Origin of the sequence: Anaerosporobacter mobilis DSM 15930 (assembly GCF_900142955.1) — a bacterium.
Taxonomy (GTDB): Bacteria; Bacillota; Clostridia; order Lachnospirales; family Lachnospiraceae; genus Anaerosporobacter; species Anaerosporobacter mobilis.
Window position 1 is genome coordinate 67187 of sequence record NZ_FRCP01000024.1, and the last position, 22731, is coordinate 89917.

A 22731-nucleotide genomic window follows, 5' to 3' on the forward strand; every position below is an offset into this window, starting at 1 on the left:
ATTTTTTATAAAAAATATTGCAAAATACAATACGATTCCTGTAAAATAATATTAATAAATATTATTTTATATTGAGGAGGTTGATTTTTGGAGTTAAACAAGGTAGATGAGAAAGATATCGGTCGTGTCAAAAAACTAAGCTTATTATGTGTTATACCTATTTTATTTCTATTTGTTGGAATAATCTATGGTATATATAAGGGGAGCTTTCACTCGGTTATTAACGGATTTATCAATATTATACTTGCGCCAACAATATTAGTTACAGATTTTATTGAGGTTGGTGGGATTGAAGCAGCATTTATTAATGTTGGTTTAGTCGGGATCTTAAATATCTATATTATGCACCATTATCGACTTAAGTTGAATGGTATTTTAATTGCGGCATTCTTTACTGTCATCGGCTTCTCCTTCTTCGGAAAAAATCTATATAATATAATTCCAATTTATCTAGGAGGATATTTTTATACTTTATATAAGAAAATATCATTTAAGGATATCATTATTGCTGTAATGTTTGGTACTGCATTAGCACCATTAGTAAGTGAAATAAGCTTTTCTGGTTTATTGCATCCTTTTTTTGCTATTGTTGTTGCAGTGAGTGTTGGTATTTTTATTGGATTTATCCTAGTGCCACTATCCTCACATATGTTAAAATTTCATGATGGATATAATTTATATAACATTGGTTTTACGTCTGGAATATTAGGAACAGCACTGACAAGTATCCTTAGAAGCTTTGGTATATCTGTGGAGCAAGTGAATATTATTTCAGAGAAAAATCATCCGGTAATTATTATAATAGTACTATTTTTATTTCTGAGCTTTTTCTTTACTGGAATTTATATCAATCGCCATGCTATAATGGATTTCAAGAAAATACTACAATACAAAGGAAGACTGATTACGGATTATACGCACCTGGTAGGTTTAGGTGTAACATTATTAAATATGGCGTTACTTGGATTTATTAGCCTTTTTTATGTAATACTCGTCGGAGGAGTTGTAAATGGTCCAGTCTTGGCAGGAATATTCACAGTAGTTGGATTTGGAGCATTAGGTAAGCATATTAAGAATTGTCTGCCAGTAATGCTTGGTGTTATAGCCATGGCTTTGTTATTAGGAAATGATCTGTCAACTACAGGCATCATTATTTCGGTTTTATTTTCTACTACATTAGCGCCAATCGCTGGTACATACGGGCCAGTCAAGGGATTCATAGCAGGTGTTCTTCATATGATTCTGGTGACAAATGTTGGAGTGATGCACGGAGGTGTTAATCTCTATAACAACGGGTTCTCGGGAGGATTGGTAGCAGGAATTATGATTCCAGTTATAGATGCTTTTGATAAGGAGAGAGATAGATGAGACACGAAGCAAAGAAAATAGCTCAGATAGTGAGTGAAATATTAACTTTGTTCCTATTAAATGGAGCAGAGAACATTGATATTAAAGTAAATACAAAGATTTCAACAAATGAACGAAATACGGAAATTATCATAATTCAATATGAGTGTGATTATGAAGAAGAATTTATACAAAAGATAGAATATAACTTGAATACGCAACGTCAGTATGAAATTGAAGGTTATTATTGGCAGTTAGTTGGAGAAGATGATTCCAGTGATGAACTGCATCTTGTTGGAGCTATGGTAGATGAAGCAAATGTATCAAAAAAAGGAAAAGACTTGCATATTCAGTTATTAAGAAAAGCATAAAGTTGCAATTCGATATTTGTCGTGGTTAAACCTTTAATAGGCGGTAATAAATAACTCCTTCGTGGTAAAGAATATATATCATTATTCTTAACTAAGAAGGAGTTATTTACGTACCATAAACAACATAACAGTATTTATGTTACCAGAATATTATGATTAATGATTTGACACCCACACTCAAATCAAAATATTTCCTAAGTGTAACTTTTTTGAATATTATACGAATAATAATTAGATGTAGTTTATTTTAAAACTATAAAACAAAAGAAGGAAAGAGGATATTTACATGGTTTTTAGCAGTATAACTTTTTTGTTTTATTTTCTACCAGCATTAATCATAATTTATTATTTAGCTCCAAGTAAATTAAAAAACTTGGTTATGATAATTGCTAGTTTTGTATTCTATGCATGGGGAGAAATTCGGTTTATACCAATAATGTTATTTCTATCGCTAGAAGATTTTGTATGCGCAAAGTTAATGGAAAAACATCGTGACAATAAAAAGCGTCGTCGTATCTATATGTTAATATCCGTTTGTAGTAATTTAGGTGTATTAATATTTTTTAAATATACGAACTTTTTACTAGGTAACTTGTTTGGATTGTTTGGGATGAGTTCTCCATTTATAGAGATAATCCTTCCAATTGGAGTATCTTTTAACTCCTTCCAGTCCATATCTTATGCCATTGATGTGTATAGGGGAACAACAAGTTGTGAAAAAAAATATTACAATTACCTTGCCTATACTACATTGTTCCCTCAGATTATAGCGGGTCCTATCGTTCGATACGTAACAGTAGAAAATGACTTAGATGACCATATGCTTACTCAGGATAGTTTTTCAATGGGGATGCGTCGTTTTATCATAGGTCTTGGTAAAAAAGTATTGATAGCTAATAATGTAGGGCTATTATGGAGCCAAATATCCATTGGTGCTGCGGGAGATCCTTCTGTATTATTATATTGGATTGGTATACTAGCATATACGTTTCAAATATATTTTGATTTTTCTGGTTACTCAGATATGGCAATTGGTCTTGCTAGGATCTTCGGGCTTAATTTTGATGAAAACTTCAACTACCCGTATATCTCAAAGAGTATCACTGAATTCTGGCGTCGTTGGCATATAACGTTGGGGGCATGGTTTCGGGATTATGTATATATTCCCCTTGGTGGCAATCGATGCTCTAAGTTAAAACATCTTAGAAATTTACTTATTGTATGGGCTTTGACAGGGTTTTGGCATGGAGCATCGTGGAATTTTATCTTTTGGGGATTATATTTCGCAGTGATATTAATAGCGGAAAAGTATTTCTTATTAAAAATACTTGATAAAATTCCTTCGTTCTTCAGACATGTATATACGATTTTTCTTGTTATGATTAGCTGGGCCATCTTTTACTTTGAGAACCTTAATGAACTTAAGAATTACCTGTTGGGAATGTTTGGCTTTGGTGGTATTCCATTATTTAACCAGGAAGGCTTATATTATCTGTTAAGTTATGGAGTTATATTTGTCCTAGCGGCATATTTCTCAACTCCGCATTTAAAGAAAGTAATTAATTTTACTGAAAAAACAACTAAGAGATATGTATTTATTTGTGGTACGTTTGTTTATGCTTTCGTGTTTCTTATTTGTGTTGCATATCTTGTTGACAGCACCTATAATCCATTTTTGTATTTTAGATTCTAAGGAGGTTGCATATGAAACTTACATTTAATAAAATATTTTTCTATCTATTTGCCTTATTGTGGTCAGGTCTTATCATATGTAATCTTGTCACTCCTGAGAGAAAATTTTCTGAAAATGAAAATAGATTTTTAGCAGAATTACCGAAATACACCAATGCTAAGTTAATCAATGGGGAATATATGAATGGGCTAGATGAATATGTCAATGATCAGTTCGTTTTGAGGGATAATTGGATCAGTTTAAAAACTATGGCAGAGAGAGCTCTTCTTAAGCTTGATATTAACTCTGTATATTTTGCAAAAGATGACTATTTGATTGAAAAACATAATAAGAGTGATGTGTCTGAAGAACAAGCGGAAAAGAATAAAGACCGCTTAACAGAATTTGTTAAGAAATATGTAGAGAAACTGGGGGAGAACCGAGTAAATGTTATGTTGGTTCCTACAGCCTCCGAGATATTAAGAGACAAATTACCGCCATTTGCTACTGGATATGATCAAGAGGCCTACATGAATGAAGTGATAGAATCTCTATCAGAAGGTACATTCATTGATGTAAGAGATGCTTTTAATCAACATAAAGATGAGTACATTTATTATCGTACTGATCACCACTGGACAGCACTTGGTGCATTTTATGCATATGAGCAATGGGCAAAGGATGCAGGATTTACGCCACTTAGTAGGGAACAATTTGATATTACCTTAGGATCTGATAAGTTCTATGGTACCTTGCATTCAAAAGTAAATGTGAATGTAGAACCAGATGATATCTATCTATATGAAATAAAAGAAGATATGAATTATCAATTACTTTATAATTTGACTGATGAAACGGATACTTTATATGATTTAAGCCAATTAGAGGGGAAAGATAAATATTCTGTATATATGGGTGGTAATAACGCCTTGGTTAAAGTTAAGACGAATAATATGAATGGAAGAAGGCTTTTGGTAATTAAAGATTCCTATGCCCATACCTTTGTTCCATTGGCTGTAAATCATTATGAAGAAACCTATATGATCGATTTTCGTTACTTTAATGGCGGTGTTGAAGAGTTTGTAGAAGAGAATGAGATTACAGATGTACTAGTACTATATAATACAATGAATTTTGTAAAAGATAAGAATTCAATAAAATTTCTAAAATAAATAGTAGGGTAAAGTATATAGTAAATTCCAGTTCCGAATCAACTGGAATTTACTTTTTTATTTAGCATTTACATTATATAACATATATTTGCATACTTAATTTATATGTGGTATAATTTTAAAAAATATGATAAAATAAGGAAATAAAAAGCGTAAATATTACATAAAGATGAAGTAAAAGAAATTTGATAAAAGAAAGGATGATTATTATGGCAGGAACTGCTTTTGTATCAGCTGACATTGATAAGATTATGCAATTTGAAAAAGAAAGTGAAGAAGCAATAACTGAATTTGATGCTATCAAGGAACAATTTAATGAAATTAATGCTACATTACTAGAAAAATGGAAAGGTGATGGAGCCGATGCATACAAGAAGGAAGTAAAACATATTCTTGAAAACATCGGTGGAATAAAGGATATATTAGATGTAATTAATAACGGTGCTGTTAAAGATGTCAAGGATAATTATTTGAAACTTGATAATGAACTTGGAGAATTTAATAAAAATCCACAATCTGAATAAAAAGCAGAAGAGTAACAATAAAAAATATACGAATTGTAGAGGATAGAGTCATATGAGTAGACCAGATATTGGCGATGCTAAAATACCAGATGTATTAATAAATAATAGATCACAAATAAAGAAATTGTCAGTACTTCAAGAAGATGCCCAAGAATCCATATATTCTTTGATTTTTGCCGAAACACAACAAAGGAGTATAGATAAGTATGAGTAGTGAATTAGTTGGTAATTCATATCGTTATATTATTGATACATCTTATGGTATTAATAAAGACGGCTTTATAGCTATTGGTACAGAGAGTATTGTTTATAAAGGACTTAAAACTAAGCTAGACGGTGGACTTCAGTTCTCTTGTGTTTTAAAGTTTAAACCCAAATCTATTATATTAGACGGAAAAGTTGTAAATCGTTTAGAAATCTTTAGAAATGAAGAGTGTAAGATATTTGAAGAACTAAGAGAGTGTAGATCGATTGTACGAATTGAAGATGTAGTTGGAGATATGGGCGATTTTAGTTTGGTTTGTAATAAAAATAATACTGGCGTAATTGATACTGCATCATATTTTTGTGTAATTGAAGAGTTTATTGATGGTTGGTCGCTTGAGGAATATTGTAGAGAAGAATACTGGAAACTTAGAAAGATCGAATTACTAGACAATGGACTCAGTAATGTTGTTAACTATCCAGAGTTTAGAAAAGAAGAAAAGGCAGCTGTCAATCTTAGTTACAATTATGATAATATTCTAAAATATCAAAATCAGATTATGCTGTTTATGATTAATTTGTGTGATATTTTGGAGTTTGTGACAGAACAAAAACATATTTTACATTTGGATATAAAGCCAGAGAATATAATGGTGACCAGATACGGAAAAGAGTTGGTGCTTATAGATTTTGGTAGATCAAAAAAGGTTACGAATGCTAATCGTTTTGCCCTCAGCAACTTATCAGAGACAGATTATAATAAGAATGAAACACTAGAAAGACCATATGAATATGGCACTTTAGGGTATGCTGCTCCAGAATGTTATTCAACAGCTTCTGAAGATTCATTATTTCCATTTACAGGAGATATTGAATGGGGAAAAATGTCCATCGAAAGTGATATATTCTCATGGGGAGTGACATTTTGGGAATGCTTGAATCTTTTTGAGCTTGTTACTAAAAATGAGCAATTTTCAACTGATATGCATGACTTTTATAGAAAAAATTTTTTGTATGATGCTATTTATTGTAACAGAGATTTCTCTTGTACCTCTATTTTCTATCATAAGAAACTAGAAACTATAATTAAAAAGTGTACAAAAAAACGAGATAAGAATTATTTCAACTTGAACAATAAAGAGTATTACCATTCCTATAAGGAATTAAAAAAAGATATTGAAAATGCAAAGGACTCGGCACCTACGATTATAAAAGAGGAAAATATTAAAGTTAAAAATGCATTTAAATCGTGTGGTATTATGCTTGCATCCTTTTCTTTGTTTTTAATTATTTATTTTATTTATCGAAGCATGGCATTTAATATTGCTCAGAGTAAATGGAATAATCTAATTAGTACATATAATGATACACAGTTCTATAAATTGGACGAGATTGCTATAGATTTAATAACTACTGCTCCTGCTAATAGCAAGGATGATACCTATAACATGATTGCAAGTTTTACGTACCAAGATGGGAATATATCTGATTTTGAAGCTACTATGCTTGTAGAACTTTTGGAACTGGCTGGTAATCAAAATTCGTTAGCACAGCGCATTGATGAAATAATGGAAAATGCAAATACAAGAAAGTTCAAAGAAATATCAACTGAAATTATCAAATTAAATCCCAAAGATGAAAGTATTGGTTATGAACTAGCAAGGGCAATCTTTAATGTTGAAGTAGGTAAAACTGACATTGTTCATGCCTATGATACTTTGAATGAGTACCAAGAAAATGAAAAATTTCGCAGTGCAGTTGTAAAACTTAAGAATGTGTTAGATAATGACGAAAATATAGCGATTATATCAAAAAGTAAAGGTATAAGTAGACCTGAAATAAAAAAATTCCTTAAGAATATTACTACGAAGGAGGAAAAACAATGAAGAAAGGATCAGGAAAAGTTTTAATTATTAAGTATATCATAAAGGCTTACTTAAAAAGCTTACTATGTTTCCTTGTTTCTTTTTCTGTAGTGTTTGCAATACTTATATACACTGAACTATACCCTAAACTAGAAAGTGCACTGGATTTAAAATATAATTCACCTTTTGTAATGATACCTTTAGTAGGTTTTGTATGTATGACAGTAGTGTGTTTTTTGATCGGATCTCTAATGTACTTTTATAAATATAAAAGAAATAAAACAAAGGGAAAATTCTATAAAGAATTTTCAGCAGTTTTAAACAGTCAACAAGAAAGTAAGAAATAACACAACTCAATGTTATTATTTCAACGAATATGAAAGGTGTAATAATATGCATAGATATGTAAAAAAATATATGAAACGCTTTATTTTGATATTTATTATAGTAATTTTGTTTGTTGATGTAATATCTGCAGCGGTTCACAATAATGCGTATGCGGAAGGGTTACCTACTTCGGAAGATGAAGGTCTACCTACGACGGAGGAAGAAGCTCCACCTACGTCAGAGGAAGAAGCGCCGCCTACGACAGAGGAAGAAGAACCGCCTACGACAGGGGAAGAAGAACCACCTGCGACAGAGGAAGAAAATCTACCTACTTTTGAGATTCTAATTGATCAATCTATTCGTGGAAATATTACTATTACGCTCCAAAATAGTGAAGATCCTACAGAAATTCAAACAGAAGAAGTAGTAGATGGAAAAGTAACATTTAACGATTTTGTCAATAGCAGTGATACATACGATATTCAAATAACTGGTATGATAGGGTATGAAGATTATAGCCAATTAGGATTAACTTTTAGTGATACATACTTATCGTTTGAACTTATTGACTTTGAACCTTTGGAAACCATAGAAGTTAGGGGACTTATTGTGGATGAAGGCGATAATCCTTATTGTGATGGTGGTACTGTATCGTATACTGGATACGATGATGGTTCGGTTAACCTTGAGAACGATGGAACCTTTTGCGCCACAGTTTATAAAGATAAGTCATATGAATTTACAGTTATTCCAGCAAATGAAAAGTATAATAATCCGATGTACTTGGGAATTGTAAATGGTCAAACAGATATTCTTGATTTGAATGGGAAACTTTCGATAAAAGAATTTTCTATTACTACGAACGCTGGTGAGAATGGAACAATCACGGAATCAGAGGATTCTATTCCTTATGGTTCTAGCAGGAGTGTAAGTGCAAAAGCAGACCAAGGATATCGAATTGAAACCTTTATGATAGATAATTCACCAGTTACTGATGCGGTTGGTAAGGTGGAATACGATTTTTCTTTTGATGAAATTAATACTGACCATATAGTTGAAGTTACATTTACTGTGAAAACATGGGAGGTTAGATTTAGTTTTAGTGAGAACGGAAAGTTATTTCAGGAAGAAAACGAAGATATGTTAGTTAGTGGGGGATACATAATTGCTAAAGAGGGTGATAACCCAAGTTTTACTGCTAAGGCAGACAATAATTATCATATTAGTAGTGTTGAAATCGATGGAGTAGTCCAAACAGATTGTGTATATAATAATGATTTAACAGAGTATTCATACGAATTCACTAATATTGATAACGATCATTTCATTACGATTACATTTGCAATTAATACATATGATATCAATATTATCACAGGAGAAAATGGTTCAGTCTTAGTTGGAGATTCTTCAGCAGGTACAACTCAGAATATTAATCATGGAGAGAATCTTACACTTATTCTCGTTCCTGACGAAGAATATGATGTTGAGGAGATTACTCTTGATGGGGAGGCTGTCAATAATTTTGACTTTATAGACAATAATTCCACATACGAATATGTACTTCCTGTTACAGAAGCACATACTATTACAATAAAATTTTGTAGGATAGAAACTATAGATGATGATTTAACAGGTTATAAGCTAATGGCTGAAAATCTCATTAGTGGATATCCAAAAATTGTAGGTGGAACTCAAGTTTATAATTTTTTGAATGGTGACTCAAGAGTAATCATAACTCCTCAATTACCTTATACGAAGATTAGAATAAATGGAGAAAGGAATTTTATATCCTCTTATTCGGAGATAGAAATATCAGATTCAAAAAAAATATCGAGAATTGAAGTTTATAATCCCTCAAAAAGACTAGGTAGCAGATGGGTGGAAATAAATATATTAGATATTCAGATCATCATGGATAAAACGGAACCATGTGTTGTAGATATACCAGCTATGGAATGGACAAACCATGATTATATCGTAAATGGAAACGTAACGGATGAGGATTCTGAAACGAATCCATCATCAGGACTTTCAAGAGTAGTATGGTCAAATGTGCAATTAACTAAAACTCAAGTTTTAGAAGAAGAAACAAATACAGTTCCTATATCAAATGGAACATATGCATTTACTTGTACAGGTGAGCATAATAATGAAAGATACTATGTTTATGCTGTTGATAACGCGAATAATGTTTCTGACGAAAAAACAATAGATATTAAAATAGATATGACAAAGCCGGAGATTACAGAATTTACATTTGGTAAGCTCGAATCTTATGTTGATCCACAAAATATAAATTTTTTAACTTATGGGACTTTCTTTAATAAAACAATTGAAGTCGAAGTTTCAGTCAAAGACGAAGGTGTTTCTTCTGGTCTAAAAGAAATAACAATATATAGTGATGGAAATGCAGTAGAAACTAAACCAGTTGTTGGCTCTTCAGCTAAATTCGACTTAGGAACTGGCTACTTCAGTGGTAATGAGATTACAGCATCAATAAAAGATGTGGCAGGTAATGAATCAGAAGGAAAGACAAAACCTTCCGATGTTGTGACTAACGCTAACAGTGATAAGGTGTGTATAAAAAATGAAAAGCCTATTATATCAATTGAGCCAACGAGTCCTGCTAGTAATGTTAATGAGGAGAAAAAATGGTATAACAGCAATGTAGGCTTCGATATTAAGGTAACAACCGAAAGTGGCGGTATTTATGCTATCGGTATTAAGATAAATGGACAGGAAATCACAACGGATGTAAATAAGAAAAAGATAGATGCTAATTACTATGTGTCTCAAACATTGTTGGAAACATTCAATGTAAATACAGATCTTCAACCACTTGAGGGAGAAAACATAATTGAAGTTACTGCTGTTAATAATTACGGAAATAAACAAACTATAACTGAAAAAGTATATATAGATACAACAAAGCCGGAGATTACAGAATTTACATTTGGTAAGCTCGAATCTTATGTTGATCCACAAAATATAAATTTTTTAACTTTTGGGACTTTCTTCAATAAAACGATTGAAGTTGAAGTTTCAGCCAAAGACGAAGGTGTTTCTTCTGGTCAAAAAGAAATAACAATATATAGTGATGGAAATGCAGTAGAAACCAAACCAGTTGTTGGCTCCTCAGCTAAATTCAACTTAGGATTTGACTACTTCAGTGGTAATGAGATTACAGCATCAATAAACGATGTGGCAGGTAATGAATCAGAAGGAAAAACAAAACCTTCCGATGTTGTGACTAACGCTAACAGTGATAAGGTGTGTATAAAAAACGAAAAGCCTATAATATCAATTGTACCAACGAGTTCTGCTAGTTATGTTAAGGAGGAGAAACAGTGGTATAACAATAATGTAGGCTTCGATATTAAGGTTACAACGGAAAGTGGCGGTATTTATGCTATCGGTATTAAGATAAATGGACAAGAAATCACAACGGATGTAAAAAAGAAAAAGATAGATGCTAATTACTATGAGTCTCCAACATTGCAAGAAACATTTAATGTAAATACGGATTTTCGACCACTTGATGGAGAAAACATAATTGAAGTTACAGCTGTTAATAATTATGGAAATAAACAAACTATAACTGAAAAAGTATATATAGATACAACTAAACCAAAGATTGTTGGGTTTAATATTGATAAACTGAATAGTGATATGAACAGTGTAATGTTGAACTATCTATCGTTTGGTAATTTCTTTAATGATAAGGTGAGGATTACTGTAATTGCTGATGATAATAATGGTGCAACATCAGGAATTAGTACAATTACTCTATATGTTAATGGTAATCCAGTAGATGATTTAGCACAAACAACGACGGTTATAGGTGAAGGGAAGAGTCAAGCAGTATTTATTTTGCCAAAAGAAATAATTAGTAATTCAAATATTTTGAAAGCAGAATTAACAGCTACCGCAACTGATAATGTCAAAAATAGTAGTTTTACTACGACTCCGTCTAGTGTGAATTCGAGTATTAAAAGCAATTTGTTAGTGGTTGAAACAATTAATCCTATAATTGAATTCTCAGTTCCTCAAGCAATCTATACGGATAAAGATGACAAAAAGAGTTATAACGATGATGTTATGATTAATATACAGGCGAAAGATGTGGATTCTGGTATACGCTCTGTTCAAATTAGTATCAATGGTACAGAGATACAAAAAGATATGAATGGAAAAGAAGTAAATGCTTATTTTAGTATTACAGAAACACATGCAGAAGTCTTTCAAATTAGCACTAGCCAAGGAATACGAGCTGATGATGGTTCCTATGTAATTGAGGTAACAGTTGTAGATAATGCTGGAAATAAGTATATGACAAGTGAAACGGTATATAAAGATACGGATAGACCGAATATAACAGGGATTAATTTTATTCCAACTACATCAGATGGAATCAGTGATACATCTGAGTTTATAGATGAGTTGGAGTATGGATTTTTCTTTAAGGAGGAATTTACAGCTGTTGTTCACGTTTCAGATAAGGAGCCATCATCGGGTTTAGATCGAATAAAATACCATTTGATATCTTATCAAAATGGTAAAAAAACGGGAGAGAATAGTGGGGAAGTAGTTATAGTTGATGGAATTGCAACTATTGCTGTACCAAAAGGTTTTAAAGGACAAATCATTCTTGAGGCACTTGATAATACGAAAAACAGCTCTATGGAAGTAACTTCAAAGGCCTTTGTAAGCGATGATAGTAATCCTAAAATTAGTATTGTAATCAATAATGATACTTCCTATACGGATGCGGATGGCAATAAGTTGTATGTTTCTGACATGAGTTTTACGGTCTCGCTTACTGACAATCTTTCTGGAATAAAAGAAATAGGATACTCGAAACAATCAGAAAAGGAAACACTTGAACGAAAAGTTATTTCGATAAATAATACGGGTTATAAAGTTGGAGATGATATTGGAGATGGTTGGGTAATATCTGAAATGGATTGTAATCTTATAACCAAAGTATCAAAGATATTTAAGCTAAAGTCAGAGGATAACGATATAGTGCTTGCTTTTGATGTAACGGATAATTGTAATAACAAGAAAGATAATGTAAAGACGGAGAAAATCACTATTGATAAAACAGCCCCTATAATCAATGTGGTATTTCGTAAAGATGTAAGTAAGAGTTCATATTATTATAATGCTAACCGTATTGCGGATATAACTGTACTTGAAAGAAATTTTGACGAAGATTTGATTAAGGCGATTATTCAAAATACATATGGTAATGTACCAAATGTTTCATTTAAGAAAGAATCCAATATAAAACATGTGGCTGTTATTAATTTTGATGAAGGAGACTACACTTTAGATGTAAAAGGTAAAGATTTGGGTGATCATTCTGCAACCGTTAGTTATAGTGGAGGGAATGAAAAACTATTTTATGTGGATAAAACAAAACCTCTTACAGCAGATAATTTTTCTACATTCAGCTCAAGTAAAACCAATAATAGTTTTAATGAGGACAAAACTATTTCGATAGAAGTGACAGAGCATAACTTTGATCCTCAATTAATTCACTTGACGATTAAAAGAAAAACAGCAGGATCATCCCATACTGGGGCTGGGTTTACGGATGTGAGTGATATTGCATCTATTAGTAAGTGGATATCGTCTGGAGATAAGCACAAATTATCATTTACAATATCAGAAGATGGTGTTTATCAGGTGGAATTGAAGACATCTGATCTAGCTGAAAACAGCCAGGATACAAGTAGTACAGTAGTTTTTGAAATAGACAAAACAGTCCCAGTAGTGAAAACAAGAAATGACAATTTTGTCGCATCAGATGATACTGAGTTTTTAGATATATATCCATATTCGAGAAAAGACGAATTAGCACCGAGTATTGAATTTGAAGATTTGAATCTTGATCATCTAGAATATGTTTTAACCACTTTCATACCAGATTATACAGGATCAGAAGGACAAACAATTGTTCAACCTGCGAGGACCTATGTGGAGGAAGACAAGAATAAAACTGGTATTATAAAAGAAGCAAAATTTACACTTCCGAATTTTGAAAAAGACGGTGTTTATGCGCTGGAAATAACAGCAGTCGATGTAGCTGGGAACAAAAGTATAGTGAATCAAAGTACATATGCTAGGTTGGTGGATCGCGACGTTTTGGCATACATTATGGATAGTAATTTGGTTAATAAAACTGGTTTGTATTCATTCCAATATGAAAATGGAGATGCAATCAGTAAACGACCAGATGATTTTAGTGATATTAATATACTTGTATTTGCAAAAAAGAAATCAGATACTCAAATCGTTTTGAGAGATAACAATGAATTAGAGATAAATACGGATGCGACCATAAGTACTGATAATAGTTTATACGGAATAGGAATATATCGCTATTCATTGCAAGCTAATTATTTCAAAGATAATTTTCAGAATGATACAGATATGGAATTGCATCTAACTGTTAACAATGAAGATGAAAGAGTTGATTTGGGTAAAATGCATATTGATAATATCATGCCAACCTGTGAGATTCCGATTGAGTTTAAATCGTGGAATTGGTATTATGGAGAACTTGACCGTACTATTACATTGGCTAACATAAGTGAGCCAATTGATACAGATCTATGCAAAGTGTATGATAATGGAAAAGAGATCCCATTTACTTATATAAGCGAGAACAATTCACTAGAATTTACTCTTACCAAAGGATGGCATAGTGTTGGAGTTATTATCAATGATATGGCAGGAAACTCTACTAATATTAGCGAAAGGGAATATATGTATATTGGGTATTTTTGGTTGTGGTTTATTGCAACATTAGCAGCGATTGCTCTTACTGCAATGATTATAATTGTTTCACGAAATATAAGAAGAAAAAGAAGAATTGAATCAGAATAAATGTATTAGAAAGAGTGTTTGCAATTGCAAGTAAATAATGGTAAAATATATAAATACAAGGAAGAATATGTCGTGTTTTTATTATTACTGTATACATGTAGAAAGGATTTTAAACCTTTATATACATGGATAATTTAAGGGGGATTGTTATGTCTTATGAGAGTGAATATAGTAGTAGTTGTAGCAGATATTATAACGCTTGCTCCGAAATTAATAGTTGTAATAACAGATTAAGAGAATTAGAGATGCAGAAACAACAGAAGATCAAGGAGATTAATAAGCTTGAGACTGATATCAAGGATCATGAGGAGGCTCTTTCTGCTGTAGAAAAAATGCTTCAGAGTGATAGTAATCTAAATCAGGATATTAGCAATATTTCTAATAAGACAGATCATGCTGCAGACAACTTTATCGGAATGGTAAAAGCAAGTGACATTAAAAGTAAAGATTTAAGAGACGTCTATAGTAATGAGATGGCAAAAACAAAAAGTACATTAAGTGGTATTATAGATGGATTGAAGACAAAAAAGACGACATTAACTAATAAAATTGTAGAGCTAAAAGAGAAATTGCGAATTGCAAAAGCAAATCTGGAGGATATTAAAGCAAGAATTAAAAGTACAGAATCAAGTTTACGAGATTGGCAGTCAGCTAGGTCAAGTGCATCAATAGATATGGAGTACTATAGTCGAAAGATGAGTGAAGAGGATGAGGATTAACATGTATGTAGTAGGCAGCCTTAAAACACAGATATGTTGTCGGCATGTAAAAGAGTTTTGCAATTACCTAAATTAACATAAAGATAGTAAGGAGGTTTATATGACAGACAATAAGGAAAATGTATTACAGCTTCTTGCAGACTCAAGACTAGCACTTATGAACCAGCAAGATACCGTAGCACTAAAATTAGCGACACAAGCAAAGAGATTAGAACCAGATAATCCAGAAACCTACAAATGTGCAGCAAATGCATGTATGTCCTTGGGAAATTACAAAGAAGCCATACATAATTATAGTCAAGCAATTAGAATTGATCCTAAGAATGGTAATCGATATTTTGATTTGGGATTTGCACTTGCGACATCTGAGAAAATAGCGGATGCCATGAGAAATTTTGCTAAAGCAGAGGAATTAGGATGTAGTCCAGAAAACCTTGCACAATTGTATAATGTGTTGGGAATTTGTTGTTTCGATATTGCAAGATACGATGATGCTCTTATCAATCTTAATAAAGCGGAACAAATAGTAGGAGTCGATATGGATATTCTACAACGGAAGGCTATTCTATATGGTATTAAAGGAGATATTAGAAACGGTATTCTCACTGCCAATCAGTTGAAACTGATTGCACCAACAGAATACATGGGATATAAGATTGCATTTAAATTGTTAGTACAGGATAAACGTCTAGAAGCAGCAGAAAAAGAACTAGAACGAGCAATGAAATATACAAGTCCTTCAATGGATTTATATAATGATAGTATGACATTAGAGCTTGAAAAATACAATATTGATAAGGAAAGCTCACATTTTGAAGCAGCACTTACAATTATAGAAAAAGCCTTAAAATCGGTTAAGCCTACAATTACAAATGTAATAGAAGGGTATATAAATGCTGCAGAGATAAATCTACAACTTGAAAAGCCAGATCAAACTATTCATTGTCTAAATGCGGCGCAAAATCCAATTGGAGCATATAATAGTGGGTTTGAAATATTGGATAAGGAGTTTGTTCCGGTAGAATTAACAGAATATGATGTAGAAGAAATGATGGTAGCTGATAAAGAAAAAATCATAGAACAATATGGAGATTACGGTTTGGAAGAGATGGTCCAAAGTGTTGAACCTGACGAAGACGGAAATAGAAACTATTTCACGGAGATTGAGGATGATACAGAAGAAAAAGAAGAGGTACATAAGCTGTCTGAAACGGAGAAGGCAGAATACTCGAAGGAGAATATTGATCAGATCAATAGACTGTATATTGGTGCATATACCTTGAAAAAGGATTATGAAAAGGTTATTGAGTATGCTAAGGTATTACAAGCAAGTGAAAATATCCACAATTCATACATAGGTAAATATACTGAAGCAAATGCTTTGATGGAGATGTGTTCTCCGGATGCAACAAAGAAATACGAAGAAACAATACGATTCTTTAGGAATGCGATGATCAAAGATCCAAGTGATTTGGCTGCATTGAATTTTAGAATACAGTGCTATATTGATATCAAAGAATATAATGAGGCAGAACAACTTTGTAATCTACTAGCAAAAGAGATGAAAGAACCAATATTGAAAAAAATTGAAGAAGCAAGGTCGAAAGGAGAATAATCATGGCAAATGATTATGACATATATCTTGATGATAATGCATTTACAACAGCGGAGTCTGAGATGGTTGCTCTAAAAAAAAGAGTTGAAGAACTGAAAAAGAAACTTGAAAAGATGTATTCAGACCTGTCAAATGCATTGGTTACTCCTGCTGGTAAGGCAATTGAATTGAAGGCTGGTAAGGTTTTAATCAAACCGATTGAAGATCTTTCGCTCGTTATTCAGCATGTATCGGATACATTAAATGAAATCATTGGGACAGGATATTACAAAGATGTTTGGGTTAAGTTCGATGAACTTAATCAAAATATAAATTTTAATTAAAAATAGGAGGATATTATTATGGCAATGGGAAAGACAAGTACTGTAAATATCACACCAGAAATGATGAATAATGCATTGAATGTGATTAGTGACTATCGAAAAAAGACCGTCGATCTACATACGCAATTAAGTGATACGGTGGCAACATTAATTCCAAGTAATTTTAGCGGGAATGCTGCAGATGGGTTTAAGATCTTTTATGAAAATAAAATTGAACCTGCAGTAGGTGAGGGATTAACTAATTTACTAGATAGTTTACAGAAAATGTGTGAAGGAATTCTTCAAGCAATTCCACAAGATTCAGTTGGTTTAGATGATCAATTGGCTGAAGAAAATAAAAAATAAGGAGGGGAAAGTGAATGGCTGGTTGTAGAATAGTAAATGCACAAGTGGTGACAGCGGTGGAAGCAATTACAAAGTGTTATGGAGATTATAAAACTGCAGGAGAAAATTTTGTGACTGATTTTAATTCAGCAATTACTGAAATGGAGGGTGCAGCAAAGGATGCACTGAAAACGCTAATAGATGGTGCTGTAAAAACATTTGTTGAAACAGATTTACCAACAGCTGTGGATGGTATGTCTAAATTACTGGAAGGTAATAGAGATAATTTTGAAAAAGTAGATCAACAATTAGCTGATAGTATAAGCGGTAAATAAAGTTAATGTAGACCCGAATCATTTGCTATGAACTATGGTTCGGGTCTAGGTTTATATGTAGTAACGAATCAATTGGTAAGGGGGCTTCAAAATGGTCTTTAAGGTTCTAAGCGAAGAAGAGATATCTTTACTGAATGTAGAACAGAAAGTAAAGTATGAAGAAGAACGTAATGTGTATCAACAAAGGGTTGATTTTGTTAATCGACTTGAAGAATTGGAAGATGTTAAAGTTGAGCAATACAATATGGAGATGTCAGCAATTGAAATTATTCAAGATAGAGAGATCAACCAGTACCAAAATCCAGAATTTACATTAAAAACTAGTGTTTCTGTAAAAAAACCAAATCTACAAGTAGTAAGTTTTCAGTCATTGGAACAAGATAAACCAGTTCTTCCAATGATTATGAAGAAGCCGAGGATTCAGGTAGTATACTTTCATCAGAAAGAATCTGCTCGTAAAGAGCTGCCGTTGATTACTAAACCTGTGGTTAGCAGCAGAAATTATAATGAAGTAAAATTAGAACAACTTGATCTTCCTGGTGTTGAAAAGATTACTATATCAATGAAAACACACAAACCAATTACGAATGATCATCCAAGTTTACCTGCTATAACAAAACCATCTATTAATTTAGATATGAATGTAGAACAAATTGCAACCTCTTCTAATGTTAATACAAAGAACTTACCAGAGGTTTTAAAAACGAACATACCAATCCGCAAAGTTGCAATGGCTATAGATACTAGGCATGACTTACCAGAGGTTCTAAAAACGAACATACCAAACCACAAAGTTGCAATGGCTGTAGATACTAGGCCTGACTTACCAGAAGTTCTAAAAACAAACATACCAAACCACAAAGCTGCAATGGCCGTAGATACTAGGCCTAATCTACCAGAAGTAGAGAAAATGAACATACCGATCCAAAAAGCTTCAATGGATATAGATACGCAACTGAATCTATCAGGTATCCAAAGATCATCTATAAAATTAGATATTAATACAAACATAGATAAGTTTGAAAAGTCTTCAAAAATTGTTCCTCAAAACTTACCAAGGGTGCTTAAAATAAATGCACCGATCCATTCGGTTCCAATGGAAAATAGTATTTCTCCTAGTCTGCCAACTGTTAAAAAAACAAGTATACCAGAACATTCGGTTACAATACCAATAATTAAGGCAGAATTACCAGAATTACAAGAGGTAATAAAGGTTAATAATGATAGAAAACCATTTGGTGAAATGAAGCCAATTGAAGATGTTAAGTTGACAACTGTTGTTAAACCTGACGTAAATATTCAAGAATTTGAAATGAAAAGTTTGCCATCAGTACATTTACCGAAACGATTCAGGCCTAACATTAATATAAAAGAATATAACGGATTCAGTCAGTCAAAAATAGAAGTAACAAAGGTTCCAGAAATGAGTATTCCAAAATCTACATACACAAAAGAGCTAAAAATGGATACACCAAAGTTGCCTAATGTTCATGAAATAACTGCAACATCAAAAGAATTTAACTTGCCAGATTTACTAAAACCAAACATGCCAGTAGTGAAAACTTCAATTCCAATCATAAATATAAACAAACCTTTACATAACGAGTCTGACAATCAGGAAAATCAAGTTGAAACTACTAAAGATTATACATTACATTCTATAATGAAAGATTCTATTAAAATTCCAGATGCGAGTTTAGTATTGAAAGAATTACTTTATGAGCTAGGGGGAGAAATTAAGGATTTGAAAGGATTAGAAGATGAAGAACAACGAGATAATGATTTCTGCTAAATTTGTAAGTGACAGTATTTCAGAGGAAATATCTTTTCTTGTGCTAAGAGATATATCTCTAAAATCATTTATTGAGGCTATATATTATGGCATGAAGAAACTAAGTGACCATGAAGATGCCTTTCAGCTTTTGAATAATTATTTACGAACTCGTAAGGAGTTGCAGGTAATCTACAATGCAAAAGGTGATTTTAATATAATTGATTTTACAGAAAAAATTGAGGATCAATATGTATATGATATGAAACTGGATGAACTTGGCTTTGTTACATCTAGCTGTGTGTTGTTTACGACTGACATAGAAGTAATGTCAACTGGATTATTTCAAAAGAATGAGAAAAGTTATATATTAAAATCAGAGAATTCACTTGAATATAACATTAGTACACGACGTCTGAATGTAATTGAACCATCGATCATTGATATTATTCCAGCTAATGAGATGCCAAGGAAAGATAAGGCCTCTATTATTGATGTAATGATTCCAACGTTGTTGTCAACTGGTGGTATGTTGCTAGCCAGATCTCTTGTCATGTCATTATCACCAAGTGCTTCTAGTATGGGAGATACCATGCTGTTAATGTCAGGGGCCATGGGTGTTGTGGCACTGGTAACAACTCTTTATAACTATGTAAGACAAAAGACGAAGTACAAAAAAGATGTAGCAGAGTGGAAAACAAATTATGAAAACTATATACATAGGAAGATTAAAACAATTAATGAATGGCAGAAAAGTGATATCAAGTATTTAAATAGTGTATATCCTAATATGGATACCCTTTTTAATAATACCGGAGAAATAAGTAGTGCCATTTTTTCGCGTTCTCAAAATGATAATGATTTCATGACAATATCATTAGGAACTTCGAATGAAGTGAAGCCACTGTTTGAAATCAAGAGTGATAAGAAGGATAATATTTTTTATGATGTATACTATAAAAAATATGGTGATACGATCAAAATACAGATTCCATCTAAAAAAGATGACAAAAGAAAAAAGAAACTGACACCAGATGAAAGAGAAGCAGAGGATAGGAATAAATTCTTACTTACAGATTTGGCTTATAATTTTGCTAATAAAGGAGTAGATCCTAAGGACAGTAATGAAATTATTGGATTCAATTACTTAAGAAGTGATGATGATACGAAACCACCATTGTTACTTGATTTGAAATCATGTGGTGCTTTGGGAGTGGTATCAAACGATGAACAGACCTCTAAGAACTTTGTTCAACATGTTGTATTTGAATTATCCTATTATCATTCCCCAGAAGATCTACAGTTTGTATTCTTCTTTAATCAAGAAGATGCAGCTAACAAAAATAAAATATTAGGAAATTATAAGTATTTACCTCATGCCAATGAACTATTTGAAGGAACTTCACAATTTGTATTTGATAAAGACAAATCCGGAATTGTGTTTGGACAACTCTTAAGTATTATGAACGGACGTAGCAAAACAACGAAAGAAGAGAAAGAAGAGGAAACTTCTAGTCAGAAGCTTACACAAATCGTATGTATTGTTTTTGATGATTACGATATTAAGGAAACTGGCTTTTCAAAATTCCTACCAGAAGTACCTAAAGAAGGCGAACCTTATGTGAATACCAATGGACTTACTTTTATATTTATCCAGTCTGTGAAAGACAAATTACCAAAGTACTGTGGTAACATTGTTGATATACACAATGTCAACTCTAATGAAAGAAAGTGTAGTTTACGGTACAATGTTCTCACTAGAGAGATTTTAAATGTCTTAAGTGAAGGCAATGATGATGATACAAAAGCAAATGATACAGATAAATTAATAGAATATAAACATTTTGAAAATGATTACATATTTGATGAGAAAAAGTATAGGGAAAACTTTGAATTGGTATTCAAACAATTAAGTGCAATCTATTACACTAGGATTGCTGAAAATGGTAAAGTTCCATCGATGGTTACACTTTTTGAACTTTATGGGTATAACTCTGAAAAAGTACAGAATAATGAGATTAAGGATAGTATGCTTGAAAGTTGGAAGAAGATAGATGTAAATGATGTAACTAGAAACCTTTGTGTTCCTATCGGTAAGAATGAACATGGTCCTTTATATCTTGATCTATACGAGAAAGCCGATGGACCACATATGCTTGTAGCTGGAACAACGGGATCTGGTAAGTCGGAAACGATCATTACCTATTTAATTGGATTATGCATGAAGTTCTCGCCTTTGGATCTGAATTTGATGCTAGTTGATATGAAAGGTGGAGGATTCTCAGATCGTCTGGGAAGTTTACCTCATTGCGTGGGAGTTGTAACGGATACCGCAGGGGAGGAAGAAGGAACTTCCGCAGCATATATGTTAAAGCGTTTTCTAGAATCCTTAAATGCGGAGATAAAGAGACGTAAGTTACTTCTTTCAAGTTTCGGTGTCGATAATGTAGACTCATACATAAGAGCACTTCGTGTTATAAAACAAATTAAAGAATTGCAGAAGCAATCGGGGAATAGTGAAACAATTGCTTCCTTACAAAAAAAGTTGAATGAGAAACAAGTAGAAGCTTTGAATAAGGAAGTAGAAGAACTTGCTACGCTGTCGCATCTTATATTGGTTGTTGATGAATTTACTGAATTGAAGCGATTTTCTAATGAAAGTAATGATGTAGATTTCATTGCAGAGATTACAACAATTGCCCGTGTGGGACGTACCTTGGGATTTCATATTGTATTGGTCTCTCAGAATATCGAAGGCGCTATCACAGATGATATAAGAGTAAATTCAAAGGCTAGAATCTGCTTGAAAGTTGCGACAAAACAGGCATCAAAGGAGATGATCGGCAGCTCAGTCGCAGCAGCTCCAAAGATGCCCCTTAATGGTCAAGCATATCTGCTTGTGGGTACTGGAACTAGGTTCGAATATTTTCAATCTGCCTATACTGGTGCCAATAAGAACTTAAATATAGAACCAGCAGTTACCGTGACACAAGTGAAGCATTCAGGAAAATTCAATACTGGTTTCTATTCTTCGAAAAAAGATAATGAACGAGAAAAGAAAAAGAATGAAAATATCAATGAACATGATACCCAACTAGCCTATATCGTTAACACGATAATTAAGATGAGTGAAAATATGGAGAAGCCACGACAGATATTCCTTCCTCCACTTCCAGGGGTTATAGTAGATCAAACAGAATGGAGGAGTTCCCATGAGTATGAATAAAATGTTGTGCGAGATAGGTAAATTTGATATTCCAATCATTCA

The 22731-nt window shown here is 32.6% G+C and carries 16 protein-coding genes; all 16 read left to right on the forward strand.

The genetic code is table 11. The features are described from left to right. Positions 1-87 precede the first annotated feature (87 nt). The 16 genes from BUB90_RS20615 (at position 88) to BUB90_RS20690 (ending at position 22689) form a co-directional block, all read left to right on the forward strand. Positions 88-1368: a DUF1576 domain-containing protein gene (locus BUB90_RS20615; protein WP_073291011.1), complete on the forward strand. Its 1281-nt coding sequence runs from the start codon at positions 88-90 to the stop codon at positions 1366-1368. Further along, entirely contained in the window at positions 1365-1718 is a 354-nt protein-coding gene (locus tag BUB90_RS20620) for a hypothetical protein (RefSeq protein WP_073291013.1), read from the forward strand. Before BUB90_RS20615 ends, BUB90_RS20620 begins: the two co-directional genes overlap by 4 nt. Before the next feature lie 286 nt (positions 1719-2004). After that, positions 2005-3411 (forward strand): MBOAT family O-acyltransferase, encoded by a 1407-nt coding sequence (locus BUB90_RS20625; protein WP_073291015.1) that lies wholly within the window; start codon positions 2005-2007, stop codon positions 3409-3411. Positions 3412-3422: 11 nt separating this feature from the next. Beyond that, a complete protein-coding gene (locus BUB90_RS20630) occupies positions 3423-4562 on the forward strand; it encodes a DHHW family protein (protein ID WP_073291016.1) in 1140 nt (379 codons plus the stop codon). Between the two features lie 209 nt (positions 4563-4771). Beyond that, on the forward strand, positions 4772-5086 hold the full coding sequence (locus tag BUB90_RS20635) for a hypothetical protein (protein WP_073291018.1): 315 nt from the start codon (positions 4772-4774) through the stop codon (positions 5084-5086). A gap of 52 nt (positions 5087-5138) precedes the next feature. Continuing rightward, the gene (locus tag BUB90_RS23690) at positions 5139-5300 is read left to right on the forward strand and encodes a hypothetical protein (RefSeq protein WP_170865551.1); all 162 of its coding nucleotides are present in this window, start codon (positions 5139-5141) and stop codon (positions 5298-5300) included. Beyond that, positions 5293-7176, forward strand: a complete 1884-nt coding sequence (locus tag BUB90_RS20640) for a protein kinase domain-containing protein (protein WP_073291020.1) — start codon at positions 5293-5295, stop codon at positions 7174-7176. Before BUB90_RS23690 ends, BUB90_RS20640 begins: the two co-directional genes overlap by 8 nt. Beyond that, the gene (locus tag BUB90_RS20645) at positions 7173-7502 is read left to right on the forward strand and encodes a hypothetical protein (RefSeq protein ID WP_073291022.1); all 330 of its coding nucleotides are present in this window, start codon (positions 7173-7175) and stop codon (positions 7500-7502) included. The genes BUB90_RS20640 and BUB90_RS20645 overlap by 4 nt, the downstream gene beginning before the upstream one ends. 46 nt (positions 7503-7548) lie before the next feature. Continuing rightward, positions 7549-14376 carry an InlB B-repeat-containing protein gene (locus tag BUB90_RS23150; RefSeq protein WP_084139408.1) on the forward strand — a complete coding sequence of 2276 codons (6828 nt, stop codon included), beginning with the start codon at positions 7549-7551 and terminating at the stop codon, positions 14374-14376. Positions 14377-14525: 149 nt separating this feature from the next. Next, a complete protein-coding gene (locus BUB90_RS20660; protein ID WP_073291024.1) occupies positions 14526-15095 on the forward strand; it encodes a She9 / Mdm33 family protein in 570 nt (189 codons plus the stop codon). A gap of 100 nt (positions 15096-15195) precedes the next feature. Further along, complete coding sequence (locus tag BUB90_RS20665) at positions 15196-16710, forward strand: tetratricopeptide repeat protein (protein WP_073291026.1); 1515 nt, start codon at positions 15196-15198, stop codon at positions 16708-16710. 2 nt (positions 16711-16712) lie between these two features. Continuing rightward, on the forward strand, positions 16713-17033 hold the full coding sequence (locus tag BUB90_RS20670) for a hypothetical protein (RefSeq protein ID WP_073291029.1): 321 nt from the start codon (positions 16713-16715) through the stop codon (positions 17031-17033). Between the two features lie 18 nt (positions 17034-17051). Continuing rightward, the gene (locus BUB90_RS20675; protein WP_073291031.1) at positions 17052-17378 is read left to right on the forward strand and encodes a WXG100 family type VII secretion target; all 327 of its coding nucleotides are present in this window, start codon (positions 17052-17054) and stop codon (positions 17376-17378) included. A gap of 14 nt (positions 17379-17392) precedes the next feature. Further along, on the forward strand, positions 17393-17692 hold the full coding sequence (locus BUB90_RS20680) for a hypothetical protein (protein WP_073291033.1): 300 nt from the start codon (positions 17393-17395) through the stop codon (positions 17690-17692). A 91-nt stretch (positions 17693-17783) separates the two neighbouring features. Beyond that, positions 17784-19484: a hypothetical protein gene (locus BUB90_RS20685; protein WP_073291035.1), complete on the forward strand. Its 1701-nt coding sequence runs from the start codon at positions 17784-17786 to the stop codon at positions 19482-19484. Next, complete coding sequence (locus tag BUB90_RS20690) at positions 19453-22689, forward strand: FtsK/SpoIIIE domain-containing protein (RefSeq protein ID WP_073291037.1); 3237 nt, start codon at positions 19453-19455, stop codon at positions 22687-22689. The genes BUB90_RS20685 and BUB90_RS20690 overlap by 32 nt, the downstream gene beginning before the upstream one ends. Positions 22690-22731 lie beyond the last annotated feature (42 nt).

Coding starts and splice junctions, on each gene's coding strand:
- BUB90_RS20620 (WP_073291013.1), top strand. CDS start 1,365: ATGAGACACGAAGCAAAGAAAATAGCTCAGATAGTGAGTGAAATATTA.
- BUB90_RS20625 (WP_073291015.1), top strand. CDS start 2,005: ATGGTTTTTAGCAGTATAACTTTTTTGTTTTATTTTCTACCAGCATTA.
- BUB90_RS20630 (WP_073291016.1), top strand. CDS start 3,423: ATGAAACTTACATTTAATAAAATATTTTTCTATCTATTTGCCTTATTG.
- BUB90_RS20635 (WP_073291018.1), top strand. CDS start 4,772: ATGGCAGGAACTGCTTTTGTATCAGCTGACATTGATAAGATTATGCAA.
- BUB90_RS23690 (WP_170865551.1), top strand. CDS start 5,139: ATGAGTAGACCAGATATTGGCGATGCTAAAATACCAGATGTATTAATA.
- BUB90_RS20640 (WP_073291020.1), top strand. CDS start 5,293: ATGAGTAGTGAATTAGTTGGTAATTCATATCGTTATATTATTGATACA.
- BUB90_RS20645 (WP_073291022.1), top strand. CDS start 7,173: ATGAAGAAAGGATCAGGAAAAGTTTTAATTATTAAGTATATCATAAAG.
- BUB90_RS23150 (WP_084139408.1), top strand. CDS start 7,549: ATGCATAGATATGTAAAAAAATATATGAAACGCTTTATTTTGATATTT.
- BUB90_RS20660 (WP_073291024.1), top strand. CDS start 14,526: ATGTCTTATGAGAGTGAATATAGTAGTAGTTGTAGCAGATATTATAAC.
- BUB90_RS20665 (WP_073291026.1), top strand. CDS start 15,196: ATGACAGACAATAAGGAAAATGTATTACAGCTTCTTGCAGACTCAAGA.
- BUB90_RS20670 (WP_073291029.1), top strand. CDS start 16,713: ATGGCAAATGATTATGACATATATCTTGATGATAATGCATTTACAACA.
- BUB90_RS20675 (WP_073291031.1), top strand. CDS start 17,052: ATGGCAATGGGAAAGACAAGTACTGTAAATATCACACCAGAAATGATG.
- BUB90_RS20680 (WP_073291033.1), top strand. CDS start 17,393: ATGGCTGGTTGTAGAATAGTAAATGCACAAGTGGTGACAGCGGTGGAA.
- BUB90_RS20685 (WP_073291035.1), top strand. CDS start 17,784: ATGGTCTTTAAGGTTCTAAGCGAAGAAGAGATATCTTTACTGAATGTA.
- BUB90_RS20690 (WP_073291037.1), top strand. CDS start 19,453: ATGAAGAACAACGAGATAATGATTTCTGCTAAATTTGTAAGTGACAGT.